The following is a 13,103-nucleotide window of genomic DNA, read 5'->3' on the forward strand; positions in this document are numbered from 1 at the left end:
GACGCGGCGAATGGGGCAAGGGAAAACGTTGTCAGAGGTAAGGCTTTTCCTTTTCGCGTCTCCAATAAAAATGTCCGCCGGAGGCCTCGCGGCTTCCGACGGACAGGCTTTCCTCCCCAGGAAAGCTTGGGAGGCGCGGGGTTTCGTGCAAGGCGCCCCGCGCCGAACCGGGTGGCACGAGGGGGTGCAACGGGTCCCCTCGCGCCGAACTCATGTCAGGGGGCGAACTGATTCCCCCTGCGGTCGTCAGGCCGCAAACTGGTTCATCGTATTGTCTTTGCCGGCGGCCTTGAGAGCCGCTTCGCCGGCGAAATATTCCTTGTGATCGTCGCCGATGTCGCTGCCCGACATATTCTGATGCTTCACGCAGGCGATGCCCTGGCGGATTTCCGCGCGCTGGACGTTCTTGACGTAGCCGAGCATCGCTTCGTCGCCGAAATATTCCTTCGCCAGATTGTCGGTCGACAGCGCCGCGGTGTGGTAAGTCGGCAGCGTGATCAGGTGATGGAAAATGCCCGCCCGCTTCGCCGCGTCGCGCTGGAAGGTGCGGATGCGGTTGTCGGCTTCGTCCGACAGCGCGGTGCCGTCATAATCGACGCTCATCAGCCTGGCGCGGTCATAGGCGCTGACATCCTTGCCTTCCTTTTCCCAGGCGTCGAACACCTGCTGGCGGAAGTTGAGCGTCCAGTTGAAGCTCGGCGAATTATTATAGGCGAGCTTCGCGTTGGGGACGACTTCGCGGATGCGGTCGACCATGCCGGCGATCTGTTCGATGTGCGGCTTTTCGGTTTCGATCCACAGCAGGTCGGCCCCGTTCTGAAGGCTGGCGATGCAGTCCATGACGCAGCGATCCTCGCCGGTTCCGGGCCGGAACTGATAGAGGTTCGAGGGCAGGCGCTTCGGGCGCATCAGCTTGCCGCCCCGGTTGATCAGCACGTCGCCGGGGTTGCCCGCGCCCTCGACCTCTTCGCAGTCGAGGAAGCCGTTATACTGGTCGCCAAGGTCGCCGGGTTCCTTCGAGACGGCGATCTGCTTGGTCAGGCCCGCGCCGAGGCTGTCGGTGCGCGTCACGATGATGCCGTCCTCGACGCCGAGCTCCATGAAGGCGTAGCGGCAGGCGCGGATTTTCGCGATGAAGTCCTCGTGCGGCACGGTGACCTTGCCGTCCTGATGGCCGCACTGCTTTTCGTCCGAGACCTGATTCTCGATCTGCAGCGCACAGGCGCCGGCCTCGATCATCTTCTTGGCGAGCAGATAGGTCGCCTCGGCATTGCCGAAGCCCGCATCGATGTCGGCGATGATCGGTACGACGTGGGTTTCGTGATGGTCGATCGCGTGCTGGATCTGCTTTGCTTTCACCTCGTCGCCTGCGGCGCGCGCGGCGTCGAGTTCGCGGAACAGGCCGCCCAGTTCACGCGCGTCGGCCTGACGGAGGAAGGTGTAGATTTCCTCGATCAGCGCCGGGACGCTGGTCTTTTCGTGCATCGACTGGTCGGGAAGCGGACCGAACTCGCTGCGCAGCGCCGCGACCATCCAGCCCGAGAGATAGATGTAGCGGCCCTTGACCGTGCCGAAATGCTTCTTGATCGAGATCATCTTCTGCTGCGCGATGAAGCCGTGCCAGCAGCCGAGCGACTGGGTGTAATTCGCGGGATCGGCGTCATAGGCGGCCATGTCGGCGCGCATGATCCGCGCGGTGTAGCGCGCGATGTCGAGGCCGGTGCGGAACTTGTTCTGGGCACGCATGCGGGCGATGCTTTCGCTGCTGATGCCGTCCCACGTGCCGTCGTAATCGCGGATGAGGCGGCCTGCCTGCGCCATGTCTTCCTGGTAGCCCATCGTCTGTATCCTTGTGAGGAGGTGATGGGTGGAAGGTGGCGAAAGTGCTGCGCAAAGGGAAAAGATTTGTCAATAAAATTTGTGAAATATGCCGGTTAGGTATAAATCAGCGTGTAAATTAGTAAAGAAAGTTACAATCCATGATGGAACGGCGCGTGTTCGCGGGGCCGGCGGTGCGTAAGGTGCGGCGCGAGGCGGGAATGACGCAGGCGGCGATGGCCGAGGCGCTCGATATTTCGCCCAGCTATCTCAACCTGATCGAGCATGGGCAGCGGCCGCTCTCCGCCACCGTGATCGTGCGGCTGGCCGAGCGCTTCGGCTTCGATGCGGCGCGGCTCGGCGCCGAGGAGGTGCCGGGGGGACTCGCGGGCCTGAGGCGGCGGCTCGCCGATCCGCGCTTCGCCGATCTCGGCATCGGCGCGCAGGAGGTCGAGGAATGGATGCAGACCGCGCCCGCGACCGCCGCGGCCTTTGCGCGATTGTTCGATACGGCACCCGAGGAGCGTGCCGAAGGTCAGGGCGACGCGCCTGAAGTGGCCGCGGTGCGCCGCGCGATCGAGAAATGGCGCAACCATTTCCCCGATCTCGACGCGCGCGCCGAGGAGCTGGCGGACGAACTGCGCCTCGCCGGCGGTGACCTCTACGGAACGATTTCGGAACGGTTGCGCACGCGGCACCAGCTCGGCATCCGCATCCTGCCGAGCGATGTAATGCCCGACCGGCTGCGCTGGCTCGACTGGCACGCGCGGCAATTGATGTTGAACGAGCTGCTGCGCCCCGCCTCGCGCACCTTTCAGGCGGCGGCAACGCTCGCGCAGATCGAAGCGAAGAGCGAAATCGACGCGCTCGTCGCCGGAGCGGAGTTCGGCGAGAGTGCTGCGGCGCGATTATTCGAGCGCCACCTGATCCAATATTTCGCCGCCGCGCTGATGATGCCGTACAGCCGCTTCCTGCGCGCCTGCGACGCAACGGGATACGACCTGCTGCTGCTTCAGCGGCGTTTCGGCGCGGGATACGAGCAGGTCGCGCACCGGCTGACGACGCTCCAGCGCGTCGGCGCGCGCGGGCTGCCGTTCTTCATGCTGCGCATCGATCGCGCGGGGCAGGGCAGCAAGCGCTATGCCGGGGCGAGCCAGTCGCCGCTCGTCGACGGCGACGCGCGTTGTCCTTTGTGGGGCGTCCACGAAGCCTTCGCCCGCCCCGGCGAGGTGGTCGCCGACCTCGTCGAGCTCGAGGACGGATCGCGCTGGTTCACCCAGTCGCGTTCGGTCGCGGCGCCCGGCGCGACAGGCAGCGGCACCCCCGCCCGCTTCGCCGTCTGCGTCGGCGTTGACGCCAAGGTCGCCGCGCCGTTGATCGCGGCGCGCGGCATCGATCTGATGCGGTCGCCCGCGACGCCGGTCGGACTCGGCTGCCGCCGTTGCACGCGCACCGGCTGCGTCCAGCGCTCGACGCCCCCGCTCGGCCGCCCGCTGCGATTCCGGGAGGGCGAGCGCGGGGTCAGCGCGTTTGATTTCGCGGGGGATTAGAACATGATTGGCTTTGACTGAAGCCCTTGCGTGTTTCCGCGAAGGCGGGGACTCAGAACGGCCTCGCGCTACCCCGCCCCGGGTCCCCGTCTTCGCGGGGACGCACGGATAAGACGGCGCGCATCAGGCCTTCTGCGCTGCGACCCAGCGGTCGATCATCGATCCCAGCACGTCGATCGGCATCGCGCCCGCAGCGAGCGCGGTGTCGTGGAAGGCGCGGATGTCGAAGCGGTCGCCCAGCGCCGCCCGTGCGCGTTCGCGCGTCGCGACCCAGCGCGTCTGCCCGACCATGTAGCTCGTTGCCTGGCCCGGCCAGACGCAATAGCGCTCGATCTCGGTGACGTTCGACGGCTCGGGCGTGCCGAGCGCCTCGTTATAATAGGCAATCGCCTTCTCGCGGCTCCAGCGATAATGGTGGAGGCCGGTATCGACGACGAGCCGCGCGGCGCGGAACATATAGGATTGCAGATAGCCGAGGCGGCCGAACGGATCGCGGTCATAGACCCCCATTTCGTCGGCGAGCTGTTCGGCATAGAGGCCCCAGCCCTCGGTATAGACCGAATAGGCGGGCAGGCGCCGCAGGCGCGGGATTCCGGTCGCTTCCTGCGCAAGCGCGATCTGGTGGTGATGGCCGGGCGTCGCTTCGTGATAGGTCAGCGTCGGCAGCGTCCACGACGGATTTTCGGCCGTGTCGCGCAGGTTGATATAATAGGCGCCGGGGCGCGAGCCGTCGAGCGCCGGGATCTGATAATAGCCGCCGGTCGCGCCATCCTCGATCTCGGCTGGGACGCGGCGAATTTCGACCTTCGCCTTTGGCAGGCGGCCGAACATCTCGGGCAGGCGGCGCTGCATTTCCTCGATCTGTTCGTTGAGCTTGCCGATCAGATCCGCCTTGCCGGCATCGGTATTCGGATAGATGAAGCGCTTGTCGGCGCCGAGCGCGCGCATCCGCTGCGCGACCGTCCCGCCGGTCATGCCCTGTTCGCGGAAGATTGCGTCGGCGCGCGCGGAAAGGTCGGCCATGCGTTCGAGCCCGAGCTGATGAATTTCCTCGGCCGACATCTCGGTCGTCGTCGCGAAATTCAGGGCATAGGCGTAATATTCGTCGCCCTTCGGCAGGCGCCAGACCCCCGCGTCGTGCGTGGCCCTGGGACGGATGCGCGCCAGTTCGGCCGCCTGACGGCGCATCGCCGGATAGATTTTGCTGTCGACGATCGCCGCGCAGCGGCGCGCCCAGTCGCCTGCGATGCCTTTGGCTTCGGTCTTGGCCTTGAGATTGGTGGTGAGGCGATTGGCGTCGGCGGCGGGCGCCATGATCTTTTCATAGAGGCCGAGGGTGCGGTCGATGACGAAATCGGGCGCGAGGATGCCGGCCGCATGGTCGGTCTTCATCCGACCCGTTTCATTGTCGAGCTGGACCGCGAAATCCTCGCAGCGCGACAGATAGGCTTCCGCATCGGCGGCATCGGCGATGCCGTGCTGGTTGACGAGGAAATCGGGGATCGAGCGATAGGTACCGCTGAGCTGGGTGACCGGATGCGGTTCGGGCCAGCTATGCAGGCCGTAAGTGAAATTGTCGTAGGCCTTTACATAATGCTCCCACGGACCGCGGAAGGTTTCGTAGTTGACGAGGTCCATCCCCGACAATTTCGACGCGTCGATCTTTTTAAGCCCCTCCAGACCGACGCGATAAAGGTCGTGGCTGCGCTCGATCCCGGCGGGCGACCGATCGGCGAGGCGCGACTTGGCCGCAGCGCCGGGCCCCTTGTCGAGCCCCAGGGCGGTCGCGAATTCGGGGTCGTTTTCGACGAGCATGTCGAACAAATGTTCGTAGAGTGCGTTCAACCTGCCGCTTTCGCTTGTCGCCGGATCGGCAAGCATCGCGCGGGCGGGCCGCACAGCGGCGGCAGCGGATGCGGCGGCGATTGCGGCCAGAAGAGTGCGGCGGTCGAGCATGGAAATCTCCGAAAAAATATGTTTCGGCAGCGGTTCTAGCCCGTCCGGTCAGCGCCGTATTGTATCCAGTTGATGTTCTCGCCATCGGCCGGGGGTGACGCCGCTGATGCGCGCGACGGCCCTAGTCATATGCGCCTGATCGGTGAAATGCAGGCGATGCGCGATGGCTGCGAGGGGTTCGTGGCTCGTCCGGACCGCGGCGAGAGCCGCGCGGGCGCGGATGTCGGCGCGATAGGCCTTCGGCGTGCAGCCATAGGCGGTGCGGAAACCCCGGCTCAGCGTCTCGGCGCGCACGCCGTGCGTCTCGGCCCAATCGCGAAGCGCGAAGGGCGCGAATGTCCGAAGGTCATGGGCGAGCAAATCGGGCCAATCGTGCGCGGCAGTCGGCGCGACAGCGAAATCCTCGACAAGCAGGGCGGCGGCATCGGCGGCGTCGCGGCCGGCGACCCGCACCAGCGCCTCGGGATCGCGCACCCGTCCGCGGACGTGCGGCGTGCCGGTCAACGCGGCCGGCAGGTCGAGGATCAGCACCCGCGCGCCGCGCGCTTCGACCCGGTCGAGATGCGATTCAAAGGCATGATGGATCAACGCATCGCCCGGCCCCACGTCGAAGCGCCCTTCGTCGCCGGCTTCCTGATACCCGCCTTCGAGGATGATCGCGACATAGGCCGTGTCGTGGCAATGGCGACCCCTGAGTTCGTTCGGGGCATGAGCCAGCAGGCCCAAAGGCGCGTCGGCGAAGGCGGGGGCGGCGGAAGAAAGGGAGGCGGCCATTGTCCCAGTCTATCGTCCGGCATATCGACGGTCATCCCCGAATAGACCAACGCCTGGAAGATTCATCGGCGCGGAGCGGTCTGTTCCAGCCCCTCCCGCTTGACCGCAGGCCGTTGCCCGATAGGGACGAAGCGAGTGTAAAATTAACCGACAGTTGAGACCTCTGCGCTAGGGTCGGCACCCGAAAGGGCCGTGCTTCTCGATGTTCCGTCTGTTCAAACATTATGTGCCGCACGCCGTGGTCTGGCTGGCGCTTATCGAGTTCATCGCGCTGCTCGGTTCGGCGGAGGCCGCCTGGCATATCTATGCGCATCTTTCCGGTTTCGACGCCGGGACGTTCGCCGCGCGCTGGGCGCGGATCGCGACCTTTGCGCTGTCCAATTCGCTCGCGATGATGGCGACCGGGATGTACGGCAGCGAGGCGCTGCGATCGATGAAATTCGCGACCGCGCGCCTGCTCGCCGCGGTTTCGCTCGGCGTGATCTTCATCTCGGTCGTCGGCTTTCTGCTGCCCTCTGCGACATTGTGGCGCGTCAACAGCCTGTACGCGATGGGACTGGCGATCGCGGCGCTGTTCGTGATCCGGCTGGCGCTGACCCAGGTGGCGGGCGCCGAAGCGTTCAAGCGGCGTATCCTGGTGCTTGGCGCAGGCAAGCGCGCGGCGCGGTTGCGGGCGCTTGCCGACGCGCCGGGCAGCGGGCTCGCCGTCGCGGGGTTCGTCGCCATGTCGGGCAGCGAGCGCGCGGTGCCGGGCGCGGTCCCGCGCGAGGCGATTCCCAGCCTGTCGGATCATGTCGTCGCCCTCGGTGCGGGCGAAGTGGTGCTGGCGATGGAGGAGCGCCGCGGCGCGCTGCCGCTGGCCGACCTGCTGCGCGTCAAGACGACCGGGGTGCATGTCAACGACATCGCGAGCTTCATCGAACGCGAGACGGGGCGCGTCGATCTGGCGACGACCAACCCCAGCGCGCTGATCTTTTCGGACGGCTTTTCGGCGGGGCAGCGCATTTCGCGCGTCGGCAAGCGCATGTTCGACATTGTCGCGAGCCTGCTGGTGCTCGTCGTCGGATTGCCGCTGATCCTGATCGGCGGGCTGGCGGTGCTTTGCGACAGCCGCGGCCCGATCTTCTATCGCCAGTCGCGCGTCGGGCTGTACGGCGAACCCTATGACATATTGAAGATCCGCTCGATGCGCACCGATGCCGAGGCGGCAGGCAAGGCGGTGTGGGCGAGCGAGAACGATCCGCGCATCACGCGCGTCGGCCATGTCATCCGCAAGTTGCGCATCGACGAGCTGCCGCAGCTCTGGTGCGTGCTCAAGGGCGAGATGAGCATCGTCGGCCCGCGTCCCGAACGGCCGAGCTTCGTCGAGGAACTGACCCGCGAGCTGCCCTATTATGCCGAGCGGCACATGGTGAAGCCGGGGCTGACCGGCTGGGCGCAGATCAATTACCCTTATGGCGCGTCGATCGAGGATGCGCGGGTGAAGCTGGAATATGACCTTTATTATGCCAAGAATTATTCGCCCTTCCTCGACCTGCTGATCCTGCTTCAGACGGTGCGCGTCGTGCTGTGGCCCGAGGGCGCGCGCTGACGGTGGCGACGCTCGGCGCCTTGTCGCAGCTTTTGTCGGCGCTGGCGTTCGCGGGTTTCGGCGGCGTCGCGCTATGGCTGCTTTCACGGCCGCGCGAACGCATGGCGGCGCTGATGCCGGCACCGCGCTGGCTGGTCGTCGCCGCGATCGCGAGCGCCGTCTGGTGCGCGGTGCTCTATCGCTTCGCGCCCGGATCGTCGCAGGCGATGGTGGCGCGGTCGCTCCGCGACCTGGCGATGCTTGGCTGGCTCGGCGCGACCTTCTGGCCGGTGCGGGCGCCGATGCCTGGGCCGCCGCGCCTGATCCTGCGCCTGCTCGTCACCATCTGTGCGATCGCGCTGGTTGGCGGAATCGCGGCGCATATGCAGAGCGCGGCGGCCGGCGCGTGGCTGAGCCCGGCGCTGGACGTGTCGGCGATGATCGTCGCGATCGGCGGGCTGCTGATCGTCGATGGCGCCGCGCGCGGCGCGAGCGTGGGGCTGCGGATGCCGGTGATGGCGGTCGCGGGCGGCTTTGCGATGCTCTGGGCCTATGAGCTCAATGTCCAGCTGATCGGCGCGCTGACCGGCAAGCCCGCATCGACGCTGATCCTGCTGATCCCGGCGGTCGCGCTGATGATGGTGCCGACCTTCGTTCTCGCGGCGATGGATGTCGGACGCGAGCGCATCCGCCTGTCGCGCAGCGTCGCGACGCGGACGCTGGTCCTGCTCGGTGCCGCGGCCTATCTGATCCTGATCGGGCTCGCTGGCGCGGTCGCGCGGCTGGTCGGCGGCGATTACGGTGAACTGGCGCAGGGCGTCTTCCTGATCGTCGCGCTCGGCGCGGGCGGGCTGTTGCTGCTGTCGGCGCGGACACGCGCGTGGCTGGCGGTGATGATCTCGAAGCATTTCTTCGAGCATCGCTATGATTATCGCGCCGAATGGATGCGCTTCACCGCGACGCTGGCGCAAGGAGACGGCGAGGACGACCGCAATCTGCACCGCCGCGTGGCGAAGGCGCTTGCGGAGCTGACCGGCAGTCCCGGCGCACTGCTGCTGCTGCCCGACGCGCAAGGGGCGTTTCGCGTCGCCGAACAATGGCGCTGGCCCGTCGGCGTGGAAGAGGGCGCGACGCTGCCGCTGCGATCGAGCTTCATGCTGCAGGAAAGCCGCCACATCGTCGACCTCGATGCCGAACGCCGCGGGGCCGTGCCCGATGGCGAGGAGTTGGCGCTTCCCGACTGGCTGCTCGCCGACACGCGCGCCTGGGTCGTGGTGCCGGTGCTGCATTTCCAGCGGATGATCGCGGTGGCGGTGCTGCACCGCCCGCCGGTATCGCGCGCACTCGACTGGGAGGACCTCGACGTGCTGCGCATCGCTGGGCAGCAGGCGGCGAGCTACCTTGCCGAATCGCAGAGCCTGGAGGCATTGTCGGAGGCGAAGCGCTTCGACGAGTTCAACCGCCGCTTCGCCTTCATCATGCACGACATCAAGAATCTAGCGAGCCAGCTCTCGCTGCTCGCGCGCAATGCCGAACGGCACGCCGACAAGCCCGAATTCCGCACCGATATGATCGGAACGCTGAAGATTTCGGCGGGGCGATTGTCCGATCTGCTCGTCCGCCTGTCGCCGCGCGAGCGGCGCGCGGTGGAGGCGGGGCGGACGCTGGTCGAGCCGCTGCTGCGCGACGTCGCGGCCGAGATGCGGCCGCGCCGTGCGTTGTTCGTCGGCTGTCAGGCGGGGCTCGCGGCGTGGGGCGATGCGGCGTCGATCCGCCAGATCGTCCAGCACCTCGTCGCGAACGCAATCGACGCTTCGCCCGCCGATACGCCGGTGCAGGTCGTCGCGGTCGCCGAGCAGGGGCGGGCGCGGATCGACGTGATCGACCAGGGCGGCGGCATGACGCGCGCCTTCATCCGCGACGAATTGTTCAAGCCCTTCGTGTCGACCAAGGACGGCGGCTTCGGGCTGGGCGCGTTCGAGGCGCTGGGGCTGGCGCGGGCGATGGGCGGATCGATCGAGGTCGCGAGCGAGCCGGGGAAGGGCAGCGATTTCACGCTGTGGCTGCCGCTCGCGGACACGCGCGAGGATGCCGGAACAGGGGAGCCGATAGGGAAAGTGGCATAGGATGACGGACGCGGGGACCAAAGCCGAGACATTGCTGATCGTCGAGGACGACCCGGGGCTGCAGGCGCAGCTCAAATGGGCCTATGACGATTATCGCGTGCTGATCGCGGGCGATCACGACAGCGCGATCGAACTGCTGCGTGCCGAGGAACCGGCGGTGGTGACGCTCGACCTCGGCCTGCCGCCCGATCCCGACGGCACGCGCGAGGGGTTTCGGGTGCTGAAGGCGATCCTTGCGAACAAACCCGATACCAAGGTCATCGTCGTGTCGGGGCATGGCGAGCGCGCGAGCGCGCTGGCGGCGATCGCCAGCGGGGCGTGGGATTTCTACCAGAAGCCGATCGACATCGAGGAACTGGGGCTGATCGTCCGCCGCGCCTTTCATGTCCGCGACCTCGAGGTCGAGAATGCCCGGCTCGCGAGCCAGGGGGCGGGCGACCACCGCGTGCTCGGCGGGATGATCACCGGCGCCCCCGAAATGGTGAAGGTCGCGCGCACGATCGAGCGCGTCGCCAATCTCGACGTGTCGGTGATGCTGCTCGGCGCGAGCGGCACCGGCAAGGAATTGCTGGCGCGCGGGTTACACGAGGCGAGCGGGCGGCGCGACGGCGCTTTCGTTGCGATCAACTGCGCCGCCATCCCCGAAAATCTGCTCGAAAGCGAATTGTTCGGGCATGAAAAGGGCGCGTTCACCGGAGCAGTCAAGACGACCGAGGGCAAGATCGAGTTGGCGCACGGCGGCACTTTGTTCCTCGACGAGGTCGGCGACATTCCGCTACCGCTGCAAGTCAAGCTGCTGCGTTTCCTGCAGGAGCGGACGATCGAGCGGATCGGCGGGCGCAAGGCGATCGCGGTCGACACGCGCATCGTCTGCGCGACGCACCGCGATCTCGATACGATGATCGCCGAGGGCGGTTTCCGCGATGACCTCTATTACCGGCTCGCCGAGATGGTGGTGAAGATCCCGGCGCTTGCGGAGCGGCCGGGCGACGCGGTGCTGCTCGCGCGCCATTTCCTCCACCAATATGCGCCCGCGATGAACCCCTCGGTCCGCGGCTTCGCGCCCGACGCGCTACAGGCGATCGACGAAGGGCGCTGGCCGGGCAATGTCCGCGAGCTGGAGAATCGGATCAAGCGCGCGGTGATCATGGCCGACGGCAAGCTGGTGATGCGCGAGGACCTCGACCTTTCCGGAGGCGAGAGCGACGGCGACGAGAGCTGGCTGAACCTGCGCGCCGCGCGCGAGGCGGCCGACCGCGTCGCGATCCGCCGCGCGATGATGCAGAGCGAAGGCAATATTTCCTCGGCGGCGAAGCTGCTCGGGATCAGCCGCCCGACGCTTTATGATCTGCTCAAGCAATATCGGATGCAGGCCTGAATGACGCTGGCCCGGCCTTTACTGGCGGCGCTGATCGCGGCGGCAGCCCTGGCGGGCTGCGACGGCGCGCGTCCGGACGGCCCGCGCCAGCAATGGCTGGCGCGCAGCGCCGAATTGCAGCGCACGATCGCCGACGATCCGGCGGCGATCCGGCCGCGCGTCGAACTGGCGCGCGCGCAACTGCGGCTGGGCAACGGCCCGGGTGCCGAGGCATCGGTCAAGGCGGCACTCGCGGCGGGGGCGAACGACGACTATCTGCGCCCGCTGCTCGCACGCGCCTATGCGTTGCAGGGCGATGGCAAGCGCGCACTCGCGGCGCTCGACGCCGGACCGATAGCGCCCGAGATGATCGGCGAAGCGGCGTGGGTCGCGGGCGACGTCCACCTTGCCGACGGCGATCTGGGCGCGGCGCGCGACGCCTATGATCGGGCAGTGCGCGAACGGCCGCGCGATTCGGCGCTGTGGGTCGACATCGCGCGCTTTCGCGATGCCAATGCCGATACGCTGGGCGCGCGCGACGCGGTCGATTTCGCGATCGAACTCGACAGACAGAATAGCGCGGCGCTGGCATACAAGGCCAATCTGACCCGCACGCAGGACGGGCTGAACGCCTCGCTCGGCTGGTATGAAAAGGCGCTCGCCGCCGATCCCGATAACGCCGATGCGCTGATCGACCAGGCAGCGACGCTCGGCGACCTTGGCCGCTACCGGGACATGCTCGCGGCGCTGCGCCATGCCGCGACGCTCGTCCCGCGCGATCCCCGGCTCTATTATCTCCAGGCCGTTCTCGCCGCGCGCGCGGGCCGCTATGCTCTCGCGCGCAGCCTGCTTCAGCGCACGCGCGGCGAGCTCGACGATCAGCCCGGCGTCATGCTGCTCAGCGCGATCGTCGAACTCGAACTGGGCGGCCAGGCGGTGGCGGTGAACTGGGCCGAGCGGCTGATTGCCGAGCAGCCGCATAATCTGACCGCTCGCCGTATCCTGGCGGCCGCCAATTGGGCCGATGGCGATGCCGATGCCGCCGCCGAGGCGCTGGAGCCGATCATCGACCGGACGGATGCCGATAGCTGGTCGCTGCTTCTGGCGGCGCGCGTGGCGTCGGAATTGGGGCGCAAGGGGGAAGCGGCCGACGATACGGCGCGCGCGGCGGCACTGGCGCCCGGCGAGGCGGGGCCGTTCGCGGTCGACAATGGCTATGGATCGCTCGCGGCCGCCGCCGACGCCGCGCCGCTTGACCCTGCGCGGGCGGTCCCCGCGATTTCCGCCGACATGGCGGCGGGGAATTATGGCAGCGCGATCGCGCGCGCGATGCGACTGCGCGATGCGAACCGCGGGGTCGCCGACGCGCATATCCTGCTCGGCGACGCGGCGCTTGCGGGCGGGCGTTTCGGGCTGGCGGTCGAATCCTATCGCGCCGCGCGCGCTCTCGACGCGGGCGAGCGCACGACGCTGCGGCTCGCCAACGCGCTGTTCCGCGCCGGCGACCCTGCCGGCTCGGGCGCCGCGATCCTGACGCTGCGCGACAGCCAGCCGTCGAGCATCGCCGCCGATCGGCTGGCGGGGCATCTGGCGATGGATATCGAACATTGGGATCAGGCGGCCGCGCATTTCGAGCGGGTGCGGCGCCGGATCGGCAACCGCGATGCCGTGATCCTGCGCGATCTGGCGCGCGCCTATGCCGCCGAGGGAGCGCGCGACCGCGCCCTGCCGCTGATCGCCATGGCGTATCGATTGCAACCGCTGAACGGCGAGATCATGCTCTTCTATGCCGACCTGCTCGAGCAGCGGGGCAACCGGCAGGCGGCGCAGGATTTGCGCGACAAGGCGGCGCAGATCGGGCGGTAAGGCAGGCTGCGGCTGGCGGCTTTGGGGTGGGAGCGGACGTAGCCGATCCTCCCCGGCACGGGGAGGGGGACCACCGAAGGTGGTGG

Annotated in this window: 8 protein-coding genes; 5 read left to right on the forward strand and 3 right to left on the reverse strand. The window is 67.5% G+C overall.

Annotation, left to right across the window (positions count from 1 at the left end; all coding sequences use genetic code 11):
* Window positions 1-246: 246 nt before the first annotated feature.
* On the reverse strand, window positions 247-1,839 hold the full coding sequence (locus VHO04_RS13740; protein WP_329628812.1) for an isocitrate lyase: 1,593 nt from the start codon (window positions 1,837-1,839) through the stop codon (window positions 247-249).
* 140 nt (window positions 1,840-1,979) lie between these two features.
* Between VHO04_RS13740 and VHO04_RS13745 the strand changes: the two genes are divergently transcribed.
* Entirely contained in the window at window positions 1,980-3,368 is a 1,389-nt protein-coding gene (locus VHO04_RS13745; protein WP_329628813.1) for a helix-turn-helix domain-containing protein, read from the forward strand.
* Between the two features lie 123 nt (window positions 3,369-3,491).
* Here the strand turns inward: VHO04_RS13745 and VHO04_RS13750 are convergent, their stop codons facing one another.
* Both VHO04_RS13750 and VHO04_RS13755 read right to left on the reverse strand, forming a co-directional pair.
* Window positions 3,492-5,324 carry a DUF885 domain-containing protein gene (locus tag VHO04_RS13750; protein WP_329628814.1) on the reverse strand — a complete coding sequence of 611 codons (1,833 nt, stop codon included), beginning with the start codon at window positions 5,322-5,324 and terminating at the stop codon, window positions 3,492-3,494.
* 48 nt (window positions 5,325-5,372) lie between these two features.
* Window positions 5,373-6,098 carry a helix-turn-helix transcriptional regulator gene (locus tag VHO04_RS13755; RefSeq protein ID WP_329628815.1) on the reverse strand — a complete coding sequence of 242 codons (726 nt, stop codon included), beginning with the start codon at window positions 6,096-6,098 and terminating at the stop codon, window positions 5,373-5,375.
* Window positions 6,099-6,300: 202 nt separating this feature from the next.
* Here VHO04_RS13755 and VHO04_RS13760 point away from each other — a divergent pair, with 202 nt between their 5' ends.
* Genes VHO04_RS13760 through VHO04_RS13775 form a run of 4 tightly spaced genes read left to right on the forward strand, consistent with a single transcriptional unit; the run spans window position 6,301 to window position 13,017 of the window.
* A complete protein-coding gene (locus VHO04_RS13760) occupies window positions 6,301-7,689 on the forward strand; it encodes a TIGR03013 family XrtA/PEP-CTERM system glycosyltransferase (protein WP_329628816.1) in 1,389 nt (462 codons plus the stop codon).
* On the forward strand, window positions 7,668-9,794 hold the full coding sequence (gene prsK / locus VHO04_RS13765) for an XrtA/PEP-CTERM system histidine kinase PrsK (protein WP_329628817.1): 2,127 nt from the start codon (window positions 7,668-7,670) through the stop codon (window positions 9,792-9,794). Before VHO04_RS13760 ends, prsK begins: the two co-directional genes overlap by 22 nt.
* Window position 9,795: 1 nt before the next feature.
* Window positions 9,796-11,172: a PEP-CTERM-box response regulator transcription factor gene (prsR, locus tag VHO04_RS13770; RefSeq protein WP_329628818.1), complete on the forward strand. Its 1,377-nt coding sequence runs from the start codon at window positions 9,796-9,798 to the stop codon at window positions 11,170-11,172.
* Entirely contained in the window at window positions 11,173-13,017 is a 1,845-nt protein-coding gene (locus VHO04_RS13775; protein ID WP_329628819.1) for a tetratricopeptide repeat protein, read from the forward strand.
* The last annotated feature ends 86 nt before the right edge of the window (window positions 13,018-13,103 follow it).

This window comes from Sphingopyxis sp. (assembly GCF_036261875.1).
GTDB lineage: Bacteria > Pseudomonadota > Alphaproteobacteria > Sphingomonadales > Sphingomonadaceae > Sphingopyxis.